This is a genomic window from Pararhizobium sp. DWP1-1-3 (genome assembly GCF_049896125.1).
GTDB lineage: Bacteria > Pseudomonadota > Alphaproteobacteria > Rhizobiales > Rhizobiaceae > Pararhizobium.
In genome coordinates, this window is sequence record NZ_JAFCTR010000008.1 from 218,432 (window position 1) to 238,220 (window position 19,789).

Genomic DNA, 19,789 nt, shown 5'->3' on the forward strand with positions numbered 1-19,789 from the left:
TGATCGCTCGTTGTTCCAGACCATGTTTACACTCACGTGCGCGACGTCTCTTAGGGGGGAGTTGCCAATTCTAGCCGCATGGCAGGGACAGGGCGCGATGGCCCTCACACGCTTGCTTGTCGTCCTGCACCGTACAAACACATTGTCGATCGGGAACTTCAGGCGGGTCCAAGGGTTTGACCGCCGCTCAGATCGACTAGGAGTTCCTCATGAAGCCAGCCGTAGCACTTGTCACTGGAGCCGGGTCCGGCATTGGGAAGGCGGCCGCGATGGCTCTTGCGAGAGACGGGTACAAGATTGGGGCGCTTGGACCTACGCAAGAAGAGATCTCATCGACGGTCGCTGAGATCTTAAAAACCGGAGGCGAGGCCGTCTTCCTTTCGGCAGACATATCTAATGAGAGCCAAATGGCTGCAGCCGTGGAGCAGCTGACCCAGCAGTATGGTCGGCTCGACGTTGTCGTCGCCAATGCCGGCATCAATGGCGTCTGGGCTCCAATCGATGATCTAAAACTGGCTGAATGGAACGAGACGATCTCAATCAACCTGACTGGTACGTTCTTGACCATCCGCGCGACCGTGCCGGAACTGAAGCGTTCGGGCGGCGGTTCGATCATTGTCGTCTCTTCGATTAACGGCACCCGAACGTTCACGACCCCAGGCGCAACGGCCTATACCGCAACAAAAGCCGCCCAGGTAGCAATGGTGCAGCAGCTTGCCTTGGAGCTTGCCCGTCATCGCATTCGCATCAACGCTGTGTGCCCTGGTGAGATCGAGACGAATATCGAGGCAAACACCAAGCTGCGAAAAGAAGACGAGACGGCAATACCCGTCGTATGGCCGGAAGGTCAGGTCCCCATTACCGGAGGGCGTCCGGGCCGAAGTGAAGATGTCGCCGACGTTATAGCCTTCCTGGCTTCCGATAAGTCGCGACACATTACTGGTTCTCCAATCTGGGTCGATGGCGGCCAAGGTCTCCTACGCTAGCCAGTTCCTTTCGAGATGGAAAAGGTGATGTTTTGGTCGAATACGCGTTTGGTCCGCTTGTTTTGGAAGACGGCGTCGAGTTTAGGCTCTGGGCTCCCCTGGCAGAAGACGTTTCTCTCGTGATCGAGGGGAGCAGTCCGCGGGAGATGGAACGCTCAGACGACGGATGGCATCGTTGTCACATTCCCGGCATCGGGCCAGGCAGCCGTTATAAGTTTGGTTTGCCGGACGGGTCCGAGGTGCCTGACCCCGCATCACGCCACCAGCCTGAAGACGTCCATGGCGCGAGTGAAGTTATCGATCTTCGGTACTTCGAATGGAAGGCTAGTGACTGGTTGGGACGTCCATGGGAAGAAAGCGTCATCTACGAGCTGCATATCGGCTCGTTTACGCAGCAAGGCACGTTCCGGGCGGCAATTGAACGACTGGACCACTTGGCAGAGCTTGGCGTCACCTCCATTCAGATCATGCCAGTCGGCGATTTTCCTGGCCGCTACAACTGGGGCTATGACAGCGTCCTGCCCTATGCACCGGACAGCAGTTATGGCCGTCCCGAGGATTTGATGGCACTGGTAGACGCAGCCCATGTACGCGGCATCAACGTGTTTCTCGATGTCGTCTACAATCATTTCGGTCCAGATGGAAATTACCTTGCAACCTACGCGCCGCTGTTTACCGAACACCACAAGACCCCATGGGGCAACGGCGTCAATTATGACGGTGAAGGATCGAAGGCCGTTCGGGAGTTTATCATTCAAAACGCAATCTACTGGATCACAGAGTTCAGGCTCGACGGTTTGCGCCTGGATGCGGTGCATGCCATTAACGATGACGCCGAAGAACATCTTCTTCACGAGTTAGCCCGTCGGGCTCGCGAAGCCGCAGGAACCCGGCGGCATGTTCACCTGATCGTCGAGAATGAGAACAACGACAGCGATTTGCTGCGTCGTGACGAGGACGGGAGGGCCACCAGCTTCACCGCCCAGTGGAACGACGATGTGCATCATGTTTTGCACATTGCCGCGACGGGTGAGACGTTCGGGTATTACCAGGATTACGCCGACGACGACGGCAAGGTCGGCCGTGCGCTTGCCGAAGGTTTTGTGTTTCAAGGGGAACACATGCCCTATCGTGGCGACAGCCGCGGAAAGCCTACGACCGGCCTACCCCCCACCGCGTTCATCTCCTTCATCCAGAATCATGACCAGATTGGCAACCGGGCGCTGGGCGATCGGATGATCACCTACCGTCCGCCGGAGCCTATAAAGGCGGTCATAGCCGTCTATCTGCTGTCGCCGCAGATTCCGATGCTGTTCATGGGCGAGGAGTGGGGAGCGCGTGAGCCTTTTCCGTACTTCTGCGGCTTCGATGATGAACTGAACGTGAAGGTCAGGAAAGGACGGCGAGAGGAATTGTCACGGCTTCCAGGCTTTGATGCCGACGACCTCCTTGATCCGACAGCACGGTCCACATTTGAGATGGCTAAGCTCGATTGGTCTCAGTTGGTTGGCACTGGTGCTTCGGACATGCTCGCCTTCTATAGGTCCTTGCTTACCCTGCGAAAGGACCGGATTGTTCCGTTGCTGCAAGGGGCCAGTGGTAGCGGCTCGTTCCGTCATGAGGGACGCCTGACGATAGTCGACTGGACGCTTGCGGGCGGCTCCATGCTTTACTTGCTCGCCAACTTTTCGGACGAACCGGTGACGATCCCGTCTCCGTTCGTGGGCGAACGCATCTTCCTGCATGGCTCGAACAGCGAGGGAACGCTAGCTCCCTGGTCCGTGCTCTCAAGCATTGATCTGGCGAAGACTTGAAGTCCGCACATCTGATCTAGAAAGTGAGACCATGGAATCGCATCTCGACCGCTTGGCCAAAGATCATGGCATCAGCCTTATGCGACCGTCTCCTGACAATGTGGAGGTGCCGATTACCGACGAGACGAAGCGCACGATCCTTGCTGCACTAGGCGTCGATGAAAAATCTGCTCGTGGACCTAAAAAAGTGCAGCAATCGAAGGCCATTCCCAAGTCGTTCGCCGGCACGCGCTGTTCGAAACTCTCTCGGCGTCGATGGGCAAAAGCGGTCATGGTACGGGCTGGAAAACTTGGCCGCCTGAATACCGACGACGTGACAGCGATGAGGTGGTCGAACTTGCGGATGCGCAGGCTGACACGATCCGCTTCCACATGTGGCTGCAATGGCTGGCCCACCAACAATTGACGCAAGCCGCCGCGGTCACACGCCGAGCCGGCCTCCGTATAGGGCTGTATCTTGATCTGGCCGTCGGTGAGGCCATCGATGGGTCAGCCACTTGGAGTGAGATTGAGGCTTATATTTCCGATGCCACGGTTGGAAGTCCTCCCGATCCGTTTGCCACCGATGGCCAGGACTGGCATCTGGCGGCGTTACATCCGATGGCGATAGCGTCCAGGACGGATTCCCCGTTTCGCCGGATGGTGAGCGCTGCCATGCGGTACGCCGGTGCCATCAGGATCGATCACGCCGCAGCACTGCGGCGCCTGTTTCTTGTGCCGCTCGACAGCGCGCCTGATAGCGGCGCCTATGTGAACTATCCGCAGGATAAACTGTTGCAAATTCTGTCGGACGCGTCCGCGGAATTCCAGTGCCTCGTCATCGGTGAGGATCTGGGGATGTTGCCGGAGGGGCTGCAGGAAGATCTGGCCGAAGCCCAAATCCTGTCCTACCGCATCCTCTCTTATGAACGGGAAGACGACGGGTTCAGGCCCGCGGGCGCCTACCCCTCCTTGTCGCTTGCCTGCATTTCGACGCACGATCACCAGACTTTGGCCGGTTGGTGGTGTGCCGCCGATATCAAAGCGCGCAAAGACCATGGAATTGTTCCTCCTGATGTGAGCAGAATGCATTTTGAAGAACGGCAGCATGAGCGCGCGGACCTGAAGCTTGCCCTCGATGAAGCGGGGACGCAGCCGCCGGCTCGTCTGCCACCTGTAAATGCGAACGACGATAAGCTGAAAGACCTGGTGGTCAGTGCCCATCGTTTCATTGCCAAGACGCCCTCTGTTTTAGTGGCAGTCCGGTTGGCAGATATGACAGACGAAAAGTGTCCGACCAACATCCCCGGCACAAGCGAAAGCTATCCGAACTGGAAGCCGAAACTCTCGGCAACGACAGAGGAGCTGGCCGGTCTGCCGCTTCTCAACGAGATCGCCGCGGCCATGCGAGAGGAGCGAGCGCATGCGGGGTAAACGGCACGCTCAAACCCTTGGCTGTCGAACTACTCGGAAAACCGTTCGAGCGAAGGAGAGTCCAGACTCCACAGATCGCTGAATTTAACAGTCTGTTGGCGGGTACTGAACCTCTACCTAACTCCCCCAACTGAACGCAATCGCCCTCCCAAGCAGATGAGAGCGAGGTGTCGCCTTTGAAGGCGACCCCTTATCACCATCTCCATCCAATCCTCGAACCTGAGGCCTTGAGATGGAAAATCCTTTCGGGCGAGTCGAGATCTGAGACCCGGACGACCTTCTAAGTTGTGATAAGGTTTGCCTCTTTGTGGCCAATAGCTACCGTCCTCGACGAGGACGGTAGCTACATTTGCGACAAGTGCCTCGCATCGTAGGTGGCAAACTTCTAAATCGACCTCTGTTTCCGATGACCGGAGACCAAATTGAAGGAGACTGCACCGGCGTGGAACTTCCGGATTCAAACATAGTTTACGTCGATCATCATGGAGACGGAAAATGTCAAGCACCAAAAGAGGCAGAGCGCAAGATCGGGCACGCGTCGCGGGCGGCCGGGTCCACGAGGTTCGCTACGAGGCCAAAAAAGAGGGGGTTACGAAAGACGCCGTCAAGAGCGCAGTCAAGGATGTCGGCAACAGCCGTAAAAAAGTCGAGGCCAATCTGGAGAACAAGCGATGAGCCATCGTGAGGTTGCTGTGCGCGACGGCGCTAGTCCCGCGGGTTTCCTAAATCAACGCCAGCACGCAAAGGTTTCGTTAGCGTTTTCCGAGACGGCCGGTTTGAAGGCGAATGCTAAAATCACCAATGACGGATTGTTATCGATAGCGGCTGTGGTCTCCACCATCCTTCTGTCGACGGCGGTTCTGGTAGAGGTTGCCACACGGGGCGCCCACTCCAAGAGGTTTTGGTAGCAATGGCCATACGCGACGCGGGTGATCAACCGGCCGCAGGAATATATGGCCTGTCCATCGAGACGGAGCCGATGGAAGCCAAATTGGCAAAGGCCCTTCCGTCCGGGGAAGGCTGGCAGTACGAGCCGAAATGGGATGGCTTCAGATGTATCGCTTTCAGGAGCGATTCGTCCGTCGATCTTCGGGCAAAATCCGGAAAACCGCTTGGCCGCTACTTCCCGGAAGTGGTGGCGTTGCTCGCCGATCTTCCGACACCTAACTTCGTTATTGACGGGGAATTGGTGATAGAAGTGGAGGGGAAGCTATCTTTCGACGCTTTGCAGATGCGCTTGCATCCAGCCGAAAGTCGCGTCCGCAAACTTTCGAGAGAAACCCCAAGCAGGTTCATCGCATTCGACATGCTCGTGGATACGGACGGTATGCCAATCCTGGACAAAGAACTCGCCTATCGCCGCGCTCGCCTTGAAGACTTCCGTGAAAGGATTGAGGCCGATCCGGCGTACCTCACCGTATCGCCGGCGACAAAGAACTTGCGCGAGGCGGACGCTTGGCTATCCCGATCGGGTGGAGATACCGATGGTGTGGTGTGCAAGCGGATCGATGAACCTTATAGACCCGGAGAGCGCGCGATGATGAAGGTCAAGCGCCTGCGGACCGCGGACTGTGTCGTCGGTGGGTTTCGGTATGAGAGAGACAGTGAGCTGGTGGGTTCGCTGTTGCTCGGCCTTTACAATGATGATGGACTACTCGACCACGTCGGTTTTACGTCTGCGATTGCCGACATCGAAAAGCCGGAGCTTACGGCGAGACTTGAATCACTGAAGGGTGGCCCGGGGTTCACCGGGAAGGCGCCTGGCGGACCGAGCCGTTGGACGACAGACCGATCTTCCGACTGGAAACCGCTCAGACCCGAACTGGTGGTGGAAGTCAAATTCGATCAGATCACCGGCTGCCGCTTCAGGCACGGAACCAAGCTTCTTCGCTGGCGCCCGGACAAGAAGCCGTCTCAGTGCGACTTCAGGCAGATCGGGCTGTGAAACACGGGGTGACCTTACCTCTCCCTTACATTTTTCAGAACGCTACGGTTGCTTCCATTATGAGCGCAACCGGCGTGACACGGGAAAACGTCCCGCGCCATGAACTCGAGGAACCCCTCCTGAACGAGCAAGACATTATCAATATAGATCTCGTCGAACCCGGAAGCGTCAGATCTACGAGAGCCAGCAGCTCATTGGCGTGGACAACGAGCGCCTTAGACCAAGCGTACGTTTGCGCACGGATCAATGCCTTACGGGAACTCTCACGAGCCGTCGTGTTAGCCGGCCTTCAATGAGGACGCCCCCAGATGTCTAAGAATGACGATGAAAAAACTTTCCGACGCCAGCAGTCGCAACGCGTAAACCGAAATCCAAGTCGCTAGATCTTGAGGACGTGGACATGAGTAAGGGTGGTGTCCAGGGGGACGTGTTCGTGTCCAAAGGAAGCGCTACCACAGTCGTTTCCCTCGTCTGGGAGGACAAAGGTCGGGATGAATGAGCGCCCATTCAAAGGACCGGCCCCCGGGGCTGTGCATCATTCTCAAACACCAAAGCTGGGACCACGACATGGCCTTTTCGCTTGGAAGATATCCGCACCGGACAGGCCTGACGCCGAGAAGATCGGCAGTCTTGCCGAATTAGAACATTATCTTGACAGGTCGGGCCTTGCTGGAGCCGCCCATCCATAGACATCATCGCGCGTACGCTGTTGATGCAGACTGACGGCCAAGGCTATTACAAATCCAGCGCTGATCCGGAGGATCGGTGGACAGATCGGCGGGGCCACCAGGGACGCTTGATGTGATGGACGACGTTTATTCGATAATTACGAGCCTCAAGCCGGTCGTTCTCCGGACGAATACTTTTCGCCCAACAGGACAGAACCTCTAAGGCGGCCCTCGAGCTGAACAGAGGTCGTTGTGGTCTGGGAGCACACTGACCCGGCCAGCTTGAGTGCCGCACGCCAGAATTTGGTGGCCGCATAGATGTTACAGTCAACCCCGGCGGCTCGTCGGCGCACAACGTAGAAGCGAGGGAACTCGTACGTCCGACGGAGGTTAGTGGCGAAGATTGAAATGGAGGCCACCCATGGATAAGGTCATCGACGTCGATTTTCACGTCATTTGGCAATCGCCCGTCTTTGTCAGGATTGGCAACGGCATGCGGGAACGCATCGACGGTCCTGATGCGGCGTTATCGGCGCTTCTCCATCGCTGGCCATCTAGCGGTCAGTCAGAACACGTCGTTGCAAGGCGCCGATGCGTCGATGCGATCGAGACGCAGGGCAGCCCGGAAACTGCTCGTAGCGCATTTCTAGATGCGGCGGCGGCCGCCAAGATACTCGCATGACGAACCTTAAGCAGCCCTCCGCTCGAAGTTTCCCTCTGTCCGCGGGGTTGATACTGGGCCTTGGACTTGGAGGCTTCTTCGACGGAATTGTTCTCCATCAAATGTTGCAATGGCACCATATGCTCAGTTCATGGTACCCAGTCACCACGATCGAGAACCTTGAGCTGAACACGTTCTGGGACGGTGCCTTCCATTCCGGCACATACGTCGCCCTGCTCATTGGGCTGTTCACCCTATGGCGGTCCGGCCGCCTCAGTCATTTCCGCTGGTCGACCCGCGATCTTGTTGCCACGATGCTCATCGGCTTTGGAATGTTCAACCTCGTCGAGGGCATCGTAGACCACCAGGTCCTTGGTCTACACCATGTTAATGAAACCGTTGCTCGGGAGCAGTGGCTCGCGTGGGACCTGGGTTTTCTGGCTTGGGGTGGGGCCATGGTCGCCGTCGGCATGGTGATCATGAGACGGCGCCATGCTTGAGATACTGCGTGAAATCAGAACCGCCGCGATCTGGACGGCCTTCGGCCTCGGTCTTGTCTTCGCAACGCGACCAGTGTGGTCGTTTCTTGTATTTGGACCCAGCCTTACGCTTGAGGACGTGCTTTCACTACGCTGCTTCGGCCTTGCGGGATGACGCGTCGGTAGGAAAGGTGGCACTCGAGAAGCGAACGAAAGGTCTGATGATGAACGTACATAATGACAGAGCTGATCTCGGTTCCGTAAACCGCTCTTCCCGCACGGGGATGTGTGTGTTCTCGGTCCACAACGTGACGAAAGACCCGCCGTTTTCGAGGCTTGACCTCATCTCGTGCCGCAACCTGATGATCTATATGGACAATGATCTGCAGGACCGCATCTTGCGGACATTCCACTACGCGCTCAACCCCGACGGCCTGCTGTTCCTCGGTCTTTCGGAAGGCGTAAGCCGCCATTCAAATCTCTTCGCGGTCGGGATAAGGCCGCCCACATCTTCCAACGGTCGGATGGGGATGCGGCATTCCCAGCCCTTCCGATGCCGCCGCAAACGCCTGCCGCCGGTCGCACCTCCGGAGAGCTGAGCAAGGGAGGCGGTGACCGCGTCGATCGGGCGGTGCGCGCTGCGTTGGCGAAGCATTCGCCGTCATTTATCGTCGTGGACCGCCAAAGCAACATTGTGCGCTATTCCGGCGGGGAGGTGGGCCGCTATCTCGAGCCGTCGGCCGGAGTGGCAAGCCTGGGCATCCACTCCAATCTCAGGAAGACGCTGCGGATCACCGTTGCACGGCACTGCAGTCGGTCTTAAAAACAGGAGAGGCCGTTGTCGCCGATAACGTCTCGGTCTTTCTTGAGGGCCAACAGCGCGCTCTGAGCGTCATCGTCGAGCCGGTGCAGGATACGGGCGGTGAAGGGCTGTATGTTGTCGCGTTTCAGGAGATGCGCGCCTTTGCGACGGAGCCGCTGATGTCGGCGGATGGAAGTCCCCGGAGTCCAGAGGCTGTGGCCGCGGAGCAAGAACTTCGTACCACTCGTGCGCAGTTGCAGGCAACGATCGGCGATCTTGAGACCGCAAACGAGGAGAATAGCGACGGGGCCGCCACCAGCATCATCTCGGTGACACTAGAGATCGAGGAACGTAAACGTGCCGAAGAACATGCGGCATTGCTCTTGGGTGAACTCGACCACCGCGTAAAGAACATTCTGGCAATCGTGTCCTCAATCGTCGGCCAGACCTTGCAGGCGAGTTCATCGCCGGAAGCGTTCGCGGAGACGATTACCGGCCGCATCACGGCAATCACGCGTGCTCATAGTCTCTTGACCAGTCGCCAGGGAGGCGGAAGCGGCACGTTGCGCGAGCTCGTAGAGACCGAACTTAAACCGTATGGGGATTGGGCGCTGCAGATCGAAGGCCCTGACGTCGCGCTGACTCCAAAGGCCGGATTGTCGCTGGCGATGGCCCTTCATGAGCTAGCCAGCAATGCAGCAAAGTATGGCTCGTTGTCCGTACCCAAAGGTCAGCTTTCGGTGTCCTGGGCAGTGACGGACGGTTCCGATCGCCGGCTGCGGTTGCACTGGGCGGAAACCCATGGTCCGGTTGTCAATGGGCCGCCCTCGCGACGCGGGTTCGGCACAACCGTGATCGATCGCTCCCTGAGTTATGAATTCGATGGCGAGGTAACACGCAGCTTCGCAGAGAGCGGCGTCGTTTGCATCATCGAACTTCCTTTCACCGCCGAAGTTGGAGAACTTCGTCCCGTGGCCTTAGGAGGACGCCAATGATTAGTCAGGACAGAGCAGAAGGCCGCCAGGTGCTGGTCGTCGAAGATGAAATGACGATCGTGCTGGTGATAGAAGACGCCCTGCTGGGCATGGGTGCGCAGGTGGTCGGACCTGCATCTCGCCTTGACGCAGCCATCCGGTTGGCGAAGGAGGCGCCGATCGATGCCGCGATCCTCGACGTCAACATCCGGGGCGGCAACTCGTACGAAGTTGCAGACATCCTCGCTAGCCGCGATATCCCGTTTCTCCTCTGCAGTGGCTACAGTGACTGGGCGATTGAAGAACGGCATCGCGATCGGCCGCGTCTGACGAAGCCCTACAGTTCGAACGAACTCAAAGCGCAGTTGCTGCAGTTATTGAATTCGTCGGCCACCGGCTAGAGCATTGAACCGCACGAGGTGAACGGGCCATGGGAAAAATCATTGCAATCGGCGGGTCAGCAGGATCGATCCAGGTGATCCGGCAGATATGCAAGGAGTTGCCACAGAGCCTGCAGGCGTCGGTCTTGATCGCAGTCCATGTCGACGGGGCTTCCGGGTTGGCGGACCTGAAACGTTGTGGCGGATTAACCGTTATTCAAAACCCCCTCGACGCCGTAGAGAGCGAGATGCCACAAACGGCGTTGCTGGCGAGTGACGTTGACTACCGTGCTCCCGCCAAGGATCTGGCTGCCCTTTTGATCCGCCTCGTGCTGGAAGGCGCGGGCCCGACCGTTGCGGCACCGTCCAGCGTTGCGCTTGAGGTGGCGATCGCTATGGGGCGGCCGTCTAACTCTCCAACGATCGCAGAAATCGCGGATCCCGTCCCTTTGAGTTGTCCCGGATGCGGGGGGACATTATCGCAGATCAGGCGCACGCCGCTGCGATTCCGCTGTCAGGTGGGACACGGATATACCGCCGAGGCACTCGCCCACGAACAGGAAGGTTCAGTTGACGAGGCAGTGCGCATCGCTCTTAGGGTGATGGGCGAGCGCATCGTTCTGATGGAAAAGATGATACGAGAGGCGTTGCAAGCCGGCAGAACCGCCGCCGCTGCGACGTTCGAGGAACGCGCACAAGAGTATAAGCGTTCCGCCGACGTCCTTATGGACGCGGCGCTCAAGGGCTAGCCGGGCATGCAGCGATAGCAGTGATAACACGCGGCGGGAGACAGTAACGAGTATGGGTGCTGTAAATCTATACGCAGGAAAGCACATTCTTGTCGTGGAGGACGATTACTTCATTGCCCAGCAGCTTGTAGACTGGCTTGAACAAATTGGTGCGGTCGTCGTCGGCCCGGCGCCAAGCGTAAACCGAGCTTTGACATTGGCCTCTGGTGAAACAATCATCGACGCCGCCGTACTCGACATCAACCTGAACGGTGACATGGCGTTTCCTGTGGCGGACCTGCTGCTCTCGCGAGGCGTTCCGTTCGTCTTCGCAACGGGCTATGACGACAAGGATATTCCAGCCCGTTACGATTCCGTGCCGCGCCTTTCGAAGCCTGTAGAAGCCGGGGATCTGCAGGACGCTTTGTTCCGGCGCTAAGCGGGTCGGAACATGGCTATGCCGACTGCCTGACAGAGTTCTTGCTTGTCCCGATTTTCGTATTCTCCAACCGGTCCGCGGAACTTGATTTGCTTCGATACGTTCAAGCGGAGCAAGAACCTTATTTCTTGTCCAGCCTCATGCTGCCGAGCTTTAGGGCTGACCCCACTTGCCGTTATGAGCTCCGGGCGCATTCTTAGCTATCGGCGGGCGGAAAATTTGCCAAGCCTCAGTTTGTCGAAGGAGGCCATCAATGACTGCCCTACAGAAGCAGACGCTTGACCAGGGTCAGCTCCTCAAGCGCCAGAAAATATTGGCCGATTTCGGGGAGTTCGCGCTGCGATCCGACGATCTTGATTCCGTTTTGACTGAGGCTTGCCGCTTAGTCGGCGAAGCTCTCGATACGAAGAGGTCAAAGGTCCTTGAGATCAAGCGCGGTGAGAAAAAGCTCTGGGTGCGTGCAGCTGTCGGCTGGACGCCGAATATCGTTGGCCTCCAACTCAACATGGATCAACATTCCTCTGAGACCTACGCGATCAAACTTGGCCAGCCAATGGTGACCAAGGACATCGCGAAAGAGGAACGCTTTGGTGTACCCGCTTTTATGAAGCGTGCGGGCGTCGTTGCGTTGGTTAATGTTCCGATCTTCGTGCCTGGCAGGAAGCCGTATGGTCTCCTTCAGGTCGACGACGTGGTGCCGAGACAATTTGAAGACTCCGACATCCAGTTTCTAAGAACCTACGCCACAATCCTTGGCCCGGTCATCGACCGGCTTCACCAAGTGGATGCGTTGAAAGTGAGCGAGGAGCGCTTCCGCCTAGTAGTCGAAAACGCCCGTGACTACGCCATTTTTGTCACTGACGCTGAAGACCGTATCGTCGATTGGCACGAAGGTGCCCAAGCCGTGTTCGGATGGACAGCGTCGGAAGCTGCAGGCATGTCAGCTAGCAAGCTATTCACCGAAGAGGATCGCGCCAAGGGAGAAGACCAAAAAGAGGTCGAGACTGCGCGCAGAGAGGGGTCTGCTCCTGATGTCCGCTGGCATCTCCGCAAAGACGGCTCCCATGTTTTCATCGATGGATCGACCGAATGCCTGCGAAATGCGGACGGCTCGGTGAAAGGATTTCTCAAGATTGGTCAGAACGTTACCGAACGGCATCGCACCGAGAGACGACTCCGACAAAATGAAGCGTTTCAGCGGATGCTAATCGGGGGTGTCCCCCAGCTAATCTGGCGCTCCGAGTCCATTGGCAACCGGATTTGGTCGAGTCCGCAGTGGAGCAGTTTACTGGCCAGGCCGTTGAAGACAGCAAAGGGTTGGGATGGCTTGAGACGGTGCATCCCGATGACCATGCAGCGGTGATGGCCGCTTGGCAGGATGCCGAGGCAAAAGGTGGTTTGGACTGCGAGTACCGTATTCGCCGAGGTGCGGATGGAAAATATATCTGGCATCACAGCAGATCACTGCCATCAGGTGAAAGCGAGACCGACTGGCTTGGCACGTGTACCGATGTCGAGGAGTTAAAAGAGCTGCAAAGCCGCCAGGAGGTCATGGTCGCGGAGTTGCAACATCGAACGCGAAACCTGATTGCAGTCATTCGGTCGCTATCCGAAAAGACGGTGAGGACAAGCACGACATTGCAGGAGTTTTCGGAAGCGTTTGGCCACCGTTTAGGTTCAATTACGCGGGTGCAAGGTCTTCTTTCTCGACTGGGCGAGACAGAGCGTGTCGCGTTCGACGAATTGCTTGCAGCGGAACTGTCGGCTTACATCTACGATAAAGAAAAAGTCACGCTGGATGGACCACCAGGCATTCGGTTGCGTTCACGCTCAATTCAGACCTTCGCGCTTGCACTGCATGAGCTGGCAACGAATGCGCTGAAATATGGGGCGCTGTCTGCTCCAAAAGGCCGTCTGACTATCCGATGGCAAATTGAACGTGTTGATGGCGACCCGCCATCTCTCTACGTCGAATGGACTGAAACGGGCGTTCAAAATATGCCGACTGCGGATGAACCAGCTAGGGGTTCGGGCTACGGGAGGGAACTCATCGAGAAAGCGCTTCCATACCAGCTCAGGGCCAAAACAACTTATGAACTTCGCTCTGATGGAGTACGCTGTACCATTCTCGCGCCAATCACCTTCGATGCGTGAAAGGAAAATGACATGTCGCCTTTACCCCTTCAGGGGCTTACCGTCCTGGTTATCGAAGGCGAATATCTCATCGCTGACGCATCAGAGAATGCATTGTCAGATGCGGGCGCTGAGGTCGTTGGCCCCGTCGCTTCGGTAAATGATGCTTAGATATTCTGAGTGGCCCAGCCCATGTCTTCTAAATCCGATTTCATTGTGCCAACCATATGGCCAGATTCCCGGCTACTGCGACATTTGTTGTCCGGGCGCTGAAAAGTCACGCGTTTTAAAGTCGCCGCTGTGGCTGTAGTCGAAAATCGGCCGTCGAGGAACTTTGCCCAGTGTGCTTCGGAAGCGTCTGGCTTGTCTCCCGTCGCTGTGCAAAGCGATTTCGATAGATCAACGGGCTGACCCCATAGTGGCGAGCAAACTGAAACCTCAGGTTTTCTGCGCTTCCAAGTCCGGTCACGCTTGCAATGTCATCGAGCGCGGTAGAACCAGTCTCCAGCAGGATGCGGGCTTGCTCCAGTCGCTCCCTCAGTATCCATTTGAGGGGCGGCAAGCCCGTCAGAGAATGAAAGCGGCGCTGAAAGGTACGTTCGCTCATGCCTGCATGGCGGGCAAGAGAGCTGACCGTGTGCGGGTGGCGAAGCTTGGCTTGAATATGATCCAGGATCGACGACAGTCGATCTGCCTCCCGCTTCACGGGCACGGGGCGCTCGATGAACTGGGATTGCCCACCCTGGCGATGGCTGTACATCACCAGGCGACGCGCCACGGTGTTGGCGAGCTCCGCTCCGAAATCCGAGCGGACAATATGCAGGCAAAGATCGATCCCCGCTGAACTGCCGGCCGAGGTGAGAATGTCGCCCTCGTCGATGTATAGGCAATTCGCGTCGAGCGCGATGGCTGGGTAGCGCTGGGCGAGGCCCTCGGCGAACCGCCAATGCGTCGTCGCGCGGCGGCCATCGAGCAAGCCGGCGGCTGCAAGTACGAAAGCGCCACCACAGATGGAAATGATGCGGGCGCCGTTCTTATGAGCGCGGACCAATGCGTCGCAGATCTGATCGGGGACAGGCGCATCGGGCCCGCGCCAGCCGGGAACGATGATCGTTCCGGCCTCATGCAGATCAGTCGCAGTGCCCGTTGCTGCGACCGTCAGGCCACCGCAGGCGTGAAGAACTTGATCCTCCAGCGAAACTGATTTGAACTGATACCAGTCAGGCCCTGCTTCAGGTCGGGGTAAACCGAAGACTTCGGATGTGATCCCGAACTCGAAGGTACAGAGGCCGTCATAGACGAGGCTGACGACATGTCTGTTTGCAGGAAAGCATGGAGCCTCATTTTTTGGCATGAATGCGGTCTTATCTGGCAATCCTGCCACTGGCAACTCAAGGTGTGGGCATGCGACACGGTCACTCGCCAACAAACTATGGAAAAACACGATGACCCGCGATACTGACCTGCTAAACGCAATACAGACCTATTTCGATGCCCTCTACGCCTGCGATCTCTCACTCTTTGACCAGATCTTTCATCCAGCCTGCAACCTGTTCGACGCTGACGAAGGCGCAATCACGGTCGATCCGAACTCGGATTATCGCCAGGTGATCGCAAAGCGCGAATCTCCCGCAAGCCGCTCTCAAGACCGCGAAGACGAAATCATCCTGATTGATTGGCTTTCGCCGGCCGCAGCGACTGTGAAGGTCAGGCTGCGGATCCACGCCAACATCTTCATCGATCATCTCTGCTTCGTGAAAGGCATCGAGGGCTGGCGGATCGTCGCCAAGATCTGGCACCTTGAAAGTGTGCGGGCAGCCGAAATTGAGGCAGGAGAGAATAAGCCATGATTATTTCATCCGGAGAGCAGTCACCATCGATCGATCCTGATGCCTGGGTCGCGCAGGATGTGACCGTGTTTGGGGATGTTGTCATCGGTGCAGGCAGCAGGATCATGCATGGCGCTCGCCTGGTGGCGGAGGCCGGCGGCTCCATCCGCATCGGACGGAACTGCATCGTACTCGAAAACGCGGTGATCCGGGCTACCGGTCGCCACGATTGCAAGTTGGGTGACCACTGCGTCGTCGGTCCCAACAGTCATGTCGTTGGCGCTCAAATTGATGACGAGGTTTTCATAGCCACCGGAGCGGCGGTGTTCCACGGTGCCCATATAGGACGGGGATCGGAAGTCCGCATCCATGGAACTGTCCATCTACGCAGCCGTCTCGAACCAGGTACAACCGTGCCGATCGGTTGGGTCGCAGTCGGCGATCCTGCCGAAATTCTATCCCCAGATCAGCATGAGGAAATCTGGGCGATTCAAAAGACGCTCGATTTTCCCGGGTTTTGTGTATGGGGTTGATAGAACTCAGCCGGACGTCATGAAAAACATTACAGAAACTTTGTCCAAGGCTCTTGGAGCGCATCAAGCAAAAGAACGTTGGAGATGAAAAACGCCGCGAAAACTCCTGTTCTAGCGAGAATCGTTTTAGCTAGCCTCTCGAAGCCCGCAGGCCGCGGGTCGCGTGAATTTATAGCGTGGTGGATAGTCAGATCCCAAGCGTGAGATGTTCAAGGTTCCCGGGTAAGGGTTCGAGTGATATCTGCTGTCAGGTGGCCACTGGCGGCAGTGCATTGGTGTTAGTCTTGACTGCACGGGTAGGCTTGATCCCTGGATCGGCGCCGCGTTATTTAATGCGGACCACGATTTCCGTGAACAGCTCAATGGCTTTCGCTCTCGCCTGTCTCACGCCGCGAGCAGACCATTCGCGCGGGTCACTCTGGATTTCGTCTGCGCTTCGTCCTGAAGTTTGAAGCGAGCGACAAGCTCCCGGAGCCACGCTGCTTCTTTGGCCAGGTTTACCGATGCGGCGGTCGATTGCTCGACCATAGCCGCGTTCTGTTGCGTCACCTGGTCCATGGAATTGACCGCTGTGTTGACTTCGGCGAGTCCGGTCGACTGCTCTTTTGCAGACGTTGCGATTGCATCCATATGCTGGTTGATACGAGCGATCTGTCCGCTGATCGTTTGGAGGGCCTGGCTAGTATCGAGTACCAGCTTGACGCCGGTATCCACCTCCGCGGACGATTTCTCGATGTGCCCTTTGATCTCTTTTGCTGCCTTTGCAGATCTTTGTGCGAGCTCGCGCACCTCTTGTGCAACAACCGCAAATCCTTTGCCTGCATCGCCAGCACGCGCAGCCTCGACGCCGGCGTTCAAAGCCAGAAGGTTGGTCTGGAAGGCGATCTCGTCGATTACGCCGATGATGCTCGAAATCTGCTGAGACGAAGCCTCGATACGGCGCATGGCTTCCTCCGCATGGGATACCACCTCCGCGGACTTGGCAGCGTTCATATTGGCCTCGGTCGCTTCGTCACGGGCATCGTTCGTTCGCCTGCTCGAGTTCGACACATTGATCGTGATCTGCTCGAGCGCTGCAGCCGTTTCCTCCAGCGATGCAGCTTGTTGTTCTGTTCGTTTGGACAGATCGCCAGCGCCGGATGCAATCTCACTAGTGCCTTCCTCAAGCGCGGCAACAGCAGAGGCGATGGCCCCCAGTGTTTCGTCGAGCTGACTGACGGACGTGTTGAAATCGTGCCGGAGCGCCTCAAATTCTGCTGAGAACGGCTCTTCGATCTGGAACGCAAGGTCACCGGATGCGAGCCTCTTCAGGCCCGTGGCAAGACCGGACGTAGCGATGCGCAGGCGATTGGCTGCCTCTTTATCTGCCTGCATACGTGCTGCGAGGCGGTCGGTTTCGGCTCTCTGCCGCGCGCCGCCGGCTTCTTGCTCAAGCTGCCTATTGGCAACCGCGGCGTTGCGAAACACTTCGACCGCAGATGCCATCGTCCCGATTTCGTCTGAGCGACCGGCCGCGGGGTTGGCAATGTTCGTGTCGCCGGCGGCAAGCTTCTCCATAACGCTGGACAGTGCAAGGATCGGCTTCGTAACGGTTTTTCGAAACACGAGATATAAGCCAAACGCGAACAATGCAGCTAGGCCCAGCAACGCATTCATGACGGTATCGACCAAGGCTTTGGTCTCTAGACTATCAGCTAAAATTGCGTCGGACGCCGCGGTAATTTCATCTCCCGCCTTCTCCATTGCTGTTTCCAAAGTCGAAAACTGCTGCATGAACTCAGGCAGCGCCTTCAACCCATCCGAGGGGTCCCGGCCCGCGAGATCGACCATTTTCTCGGCGCTTCCCATGTAGTCAAGCAAAGGGCGTTCGACGCTTGCAAGGACCGTTTTCGTTTTCTCGTCCGAAGCAAGAGCCCTGTTGGCGTCAATCATCTCCCGAAAAGATGCTTCGTGCTCGGCAAGATCTGTTCGAACTGCATCGGCCGAAATGCCTGCAGCCGGATTGAAGGCGAGTAAAGACGCAAGCACATCTGCCCGGAGTGCATCATGCATCATGTCTGCTTTCATGTGATTTCGCAGGATTTGCGACGAATGGGACACATCAGCGGTATTTGCGGACAGAACGGCCGCTGACCAAATGCCCAAGCCTGTGGCGCCCCCTCCCAACGCAAATATTGCAATGCTTGCTGCAAGTACTTTATTCTGGATCGATGCCATCGTGGGTCTCTTAAGACAGGAGCAGATGCCACATATTAGCGCAACATGCTTAAGCATTTGTCACCCGCGGCTCGCGATGTCGTCGCGTTGGGGCGCCTGTGGACCCTGATGCGTCACCGCCCGACGGGCGATCCAGCTTAAGCAATGGACGCGGCACCGGCTCGGTCCGACGAGCCCATTTGTTCGGCTTTTGCGGGATGTCGAATCCTGGCTCATCACCAACCTTCCCAAGATCGCGATACTTAACGTGGGGTATGACCGCGTTCCGGAAGAGACCGTTCGAACAGGAGACCGACTGCTTCTAGTCCCGGATGTGGGTGGTGTGAACCACAGGCATTAGGCGCGTTCCTGACATGCCGGCTGTCGGCCCAAACGAGGCATGGAACCTTCGCGTCCAACTAAAGGGATGACGAGCTTGGAAAAGCGATGAAATTTCTGTGTCGCTTCGTTCAACTAGCGAGCGCAAGACCGAGACTTTGCGGGGGTCACAGCGCACGACGGAGAGCTTTTTCGACTGTTGGTGTTATCTCTCCGTCATTTTCTTCCTACACCACTTTTTACGCAGGAACTTAATCAGTGCAAGGCGGTTCTGGGGTACCTCCCTCTGTTGTCGGAACAGCCATTTTTTGCTGTTTTCGATTTGAAAGCACCATCATGATCAAAATGCTCACACGGTCATTTGCGTTTCTAATGGCATTCGCTATCGCCGGCACTGCTTGTGCGGATGAAACTGCTTTTTTGAAAAGTCTCTCGGGAAACTGGAGCGGGAAAGGGACCGTTAAAGTGCGGATCAATGCCCCGACTATCAACGTGACCTGCAAGTTCAAGTCGGGCGCGTCGGCGGCCTCGCTCGCGCTCAACGGCAGATGCACGAGCCTCGCCATCTTCTCCCGCTCCATTAGCGCTGACCTCAAGACGAAAGGCAGCACCTATTCTGGATCCTACGTCGGCGCAGGCACCGGCACTGCCGGGCTGAATGGAACGCGCGGTGGAGACGCCATCAAGCTCGCGATAAAATGGGCGAAGGAAGTGAACGGGGATCGACGGGCGCAGATGACAATCGAGAAGGTCGGGACTTCCGGTATGCGGCTTACGACCGTCGACACGGATCCCGCTACAGGCCGAGCCGTTGTTACAAGCCGAATTGACCTGAGGCGGATATAATTTCTCCGACTCTCGGCACTGCCCTTGCTCCCGCGTAGACTGCTTGTACGCTAAGTTTGGACACCCGAGAGGGAGCTCTATCGCTGACGGCTACCTACCGACCCCGGAAACGCAAGCAGCCTTTTATCCACGGGCGCGACTGGAAGTATGACATCCATGCCAACGTTCAATATAGGAGCATGAAGATGTAGTATGGAGATCAAGAGCCTAGCTGGTGGTTCGCCTGGCCCGGTCATACTGACACTAACATGGGTATGGCCCGGTTTCTTGGGGCAGTACTCGCTTAATTATGGTGTTCCGCTTTTCATGGTATCGATAATGTGATGCCACATAATGTCTAGAACATTAGTTAGTGCTACCGCGGAGCGGAGGCTTTCACAGCTTCTATATGCTTGGCGTGGAAATGGAGGAGAATTAATCATCGATGGCGTCCCAAATCGGCTGCCGGTATCAAACGCTGAGAGCAAACTGCGCCATCATAGTAGGTAATGCTCCACCGCGCCTGCCTAACCCGTTCGGCAGGGCGTTAGTACAATAGGGCTGGACGAGCCAACCCTTGTGACATAGTGCTCCAGGCGCGCTCGGACATTGGTTAGTCCGGGCAGACCATTCCGTGAGGACTCT

19 protein-coding genes and 1 pseudogene are annotated in these 19,789 nt (G+C 57.1%); 18 read left to right on the forward strand and 2 right to left on the reverse strand.

The features are described 5' to 3' along the window. Positions 1–209: 209 nt before the first annotated feature. The 15 genes and pseudogenes from ACP7BS_RS17970 (at position 210) to ACP7BS_RS18040 (ending at position 13,593) form a co-directional block, all read left to right on the forward strand. Positions 210–986, forward strand: coding sequence for an SDR family oxidoreductase (locus ACP7BS_RS17970; protein WP_426239188.1), 777 nt, complete (start codon positions 210–212; stop codon positions 984–986). Between the two features lie 32 nt (positions 987–1,018). Then, positions 1,019–2,800 (forward strand): malto-oligosyltrehalose trehalohydrolase, encoded by a 1,782-nt coding sequence (gene treZ, locus ACP7BS_RS17975; protein WP_426239189.1) that lies wholly within the window; start codon positions 1,019–1,021, stop codon positions 2,798–2,800. A 216-nt stretch (positions 2,801–3,016) separates the two neighbouring features. Then, a pseudogene (gene malQ / locus ACP7BS_RS17980) lies at positions 3,017–4,213 on the forward strand (4-alpha-glucanotransferase); the annotation flags it as partial. 495 nt (positions 4,214–4,708) lie between these two features. Continuing rightward, positions 4,709–4,888, forward strand: a complete 180-nt coding sequence (locus ACP7BS_RS17985; RefSeq protein WP_426232380.1) for a DUF3606 domain-containing protein — start codon at positions 4,709–4,711, stop codon at positions 4,886–4,888. Between the two features lie 235 nt (positions 4,889–5,123). After that, on the forward strand, positions 5,124–6,158 hold the full coding sequence (locus ACP7BS_RS17990; RefSeq protein ID WP_426239190.1) for an ATP-dependent DNA ligase: 1,035 nt from the start codon (positions 5,124–5,126) through the stop codon (positions 6,156–6,158). A 1,089-nt stretch (positions 6,159–7,247) separates the two neighbouring features. Then, a complete protein-coding gene (locus tag ACP7BS_RS17995; RefSeq protein WP_426232381.1) occupies positions 7,248–7,508 on the forward strand; it encodes a DUF982 domain-containing protein in 261 nt (86 codons plus the stop codon). Continuing rightward, positions 7,505–7,987: a DUF2243 domain-containing protein gene (locus tag ACP7BS_RS18000; RefSeq protein WP_426239191.1), complete on the forward strand. Its 483-nt coding sequence runs from the start codon at positions 7,505–7,507 to the stop codon at positions 7,985–7,987. Before ACP7BS_RS17995 ends, ACP7BS_RS18000 begins: the two co-directional genes overlap by 4 nt. A gap of 170 nt (positions 7,988–8,157) precedes the next feature. Beyond that, entirely contained in the window at positions 8,158–8,565 is a 408-nt protein-coding gene (locus tag ACP7BS_RS18005) for a CheR family methyltransferase (RefSeq protein WP_426239192.1), read from the forward strand. A gap of 307 nt (positions 8,566–8,872) precedes the next feature. Further along, positions 8,873–9,763 carry an HWE histidine kinase domain-containing protein gene (locus ACP7BS_RS18010; protein WP_426239193.1) on the forward strand — a complete coding sequence of 297 codons (891 nt, stop codon included), beginning with the start codon at positions 8,873–8,875 and terminating at the stop codon, positions 9,761–9,763. Continuing rightward, complete coding sequence (locus ACP7BS_RS18015; RefSeq protein ID WP_426239194.1) at positions 9,760–10,143, forward strand: response regulator; 384 nt, start codon at positions 9,760–9,762, stop codon at positions 10,141–10,143. The genes ACP7BS_RS18010 and ACP7BS_RS18015 overlap by 4 nt, the downstream gene beginning before the upstream one ends. A 29-nt stretch (positions 10,144–10,172) precedes the next feature. Next, positions 10,173–10,871 carry a chemotaxis protein CheB gene (locus ACP7BS_RS18020; protein ID WP_426239195.1) on the forward strand — a complete coding sequence of 233 codons (699 nt, stop codon included), beginning with the start codon at positions 10,173–10,175 and terminating at the stop codon, positions 10,869–10,871. A 52-nt stretch (positions 10,872–10,923) separates the two neighbouring features. After that, on the forward strand, positions 10,924–11,289 hold the full coding sequence (locus ACP7BS_RS18025) for a response regulator (RefSeq protein WP_426233651.1): 366 nt from the start codon (positions 10,924–10,926) through the stop codon (positions 11,287–11,289). A gap of 253 nt (positions 11,290–11,542) precedes the next feature. Then, entirely contained in the window at positions 11,543–12,652 is a 1,110-nt protein-coding gene (locus tag ACP7BS_RS18030; protein ID WP_426239196.1) for a PAS domain S-box protein, read from the forward strand. Beyond that, positions 12,565–13,443 carry a sensor histidine kinase gene (locus ACP7BS_RS18035; protein ID WP_426239197.1) on the forward strand — a complete coding sequence of 293 codons (879 nt, stop codon included), beginning with the start codon at positions 12,565–12,567 and terminating at the stop codon, positions 13,441–13,443. Before ACP7BS_RS18030 ends, ACP7BS_RS18035 begins: the two co-directional genes overlap by 88 nt. A 12-nt stretch (positions 13,444–13,455) precedes the next feature. Continuing rightward, entirely contained in the window at positions 13,456–13,593 is a 138-nt protein-coding gene (locus ACP7BS_RS18040; RefSeq protein WP_426239199.1) for a hypothetical protein, read from the forward strand. A 115-nt stretch (positions 13,594–13,708) separates the two neighbouring features. On the opposite strand, the gene ftrA is transcribed toward ACP7BS_RS18040, so the two are convergent. Then, positions 13,709–14,797 (reverse strand): transcriptional regulator FtrA, encoded by a 1,089-nt coding sequence (gene ftrA, locus ACP7BS_RS18045; RefSeq protein ID WP_426239219.1) that lies wholly within the window; start codon positions 14,795–14,797, stop codon positions 13,709–13,711. A 70-nt stretch (positions 14,798–14,867) separates the two neighbouring features. Between ftrA and ACP7BS_RS18050 the strand changes: the two genes are divergently transcribed. Both ACP7BS_RS18050 and ACP7BS_RS18055 read left to right on the forward strand, forming a co-directional pair. Further along, entirely contained in the window at positions 14,868–15,272 is a 405-nt protein-coding gene (locus tag ACP7BS_RS18050; RefSeq protein ID WP_426233647.1) for a nuclear transport factor 2 family protein, read from the forward strand. Further along, complete coding sequence (locus tag ACP7BS_RS18055) at positions 15,269–15,784, forward strand: gamma carbonic anhydrase family protein (protein WP_426239200.1); 516 nt, start codon at positions 15,269–15,271, stop codon at positions 15,782–15,784. The genes ACP7BS_RS18050 and ACP7BS_RS18055 overlap by 4 nt, the downstream gene beginning before the upstream one ends. A gap of 384 nt (positions 15,785–16,168) precedes the next feature. Here the strand turns inward: ACP7BS_RS18055 and ACP7BS_RS18060 are convergent, their stop codons facing one another. Further along, positions 16,169–18,001 carry a methyl-accepting chemotaxis protein gene (locus ACP7BS_RS18060; RefSeq protein ID WP_426239201.1) on the reverse strand — a complete coding sequence of 611 codons (1,833 nt, stop codon included), beginning with the start codon at positions 17,999–18,001 and terminating at the stop codon, positions 16,169–16,171. Between the two features lie 654 nt (positions 18,002–18,655). Between ACP7BS_RS18060 and ACP7BS_RS18065 the strand changes: the two genes are divergently transcribed. Then, on the forward strand, positions 18,656–19,165 hold the full coding sequence (locus ACP7BS_RS18065; RefSeq protein ID WP_426233641.1) for a hypothetical protein: 510 nt from the start codon (positions 18,656–18,658) through the stop codon (positions 19,163–19,165). The last annotated feature ends 624 nt before the right edge of the window (positions 19,166–19,789 follow it).

Bases quoted from the DNA above. Each gene is read 5' to 3' on its own strand.
- ACP7BS_RS18020 (WP_426239195.1), top strand. From the start codon at position 10,173: ATGGGAAAAATCATTGCAATCGGCGGGTCAGCAGGATCGATCCAGGTG.
- ACP7BS_RS18015 (WP_426239194.1), top strand. From the start codon at position 9,760: ATGATTAGTCAGGACAGAGCAGAAGGCCGCCAGGTGCTGGTCGTCGAA.
- ACP7BS_RS18030 (WP_426239196.1), top strand. From the start codon at position 11,543: ATGACTGCCCTACAGAAGCAGACGCTTGACCAGGGTCAGCTCCTCAAG.
- ACP7BS_RS18055 (WP_426239200.1), top strand. From the start codon at position 15,269: ATGATTATTTCATCCGGAGAGCAGTCACCATCGATCGATCCTGATGCC.
- ACP7BS_RS18025 (WP_426233651.1), top strand. From the start codon at position 10,924: ATGGGTGCTGTAAATCTATACGCAGGAAAGCACATTCTTGTCGTGGAG.
- ACP7BS_RS18050 (WP_426233647.1), top strand. From the start codon at position 14,868: ATGACCCGCGATACTGACCTGCTAAACGCAATACAGACCTATTTCGAT.
- ACP7BS_RS17990 (WP_426239190.1), top strand. From the start codon at position 5,124: ATGGCCATACGCGACGCGGGTGATCAACCGGCCGCAGGAATATATGGC.
- ACP7BS_RS17985 (WP_426232380.1), top strand. From the start codon at position 4,709: ATGTCAAGCACCAAAAGAGGCAGAGCGCAAGATCGGGCACGCGTCGCG.
- ACP7BS_RS18065 (WP_426233641.1), top strand. From the start codon at position 18,656: ATGATCAAAATGCTCACACGGTCATTTGCGTTTCTAATGGCATTCGCT.
- ACP7BS_RS18040 (WP_426239199.1), top strand. From the start codon at position 13,456: ATGTCGCCTTTACCCCTTCAGGGGCTTACCGTCCTGGTTATCGAAGGC.
- ACP7BS_RS18060 (WP_426239201.1), bottom strand. From the start codon at position 18,001: ATGGCATCGATCCAGAATAAAGTACTTGCAGCAAGCATTGCAATATTT.
- ACP7BS_RS18000 (WP_426239191.1), top strand. From the start codon at position 7,505: ATGACGAACCTTAAGCAGCCCTCCGCTCGAAGTTTCCCTCTGTCCGCG.
- ACP7BS_RS17995 (WP_426232381.1), top strand. From the start codon at position 7,248: ATGGATAAGGTCATCGACGTCGATTTTCACGTCATTTGGCAATCGCCC.
- ACP7BS_RS17970 (WP_426239188.1), top strand. From the start codon at position 210: ATGAAGCCAGCCGTAGCACTTGTCACTGGAGCCGGGTCCGGCATTGGG.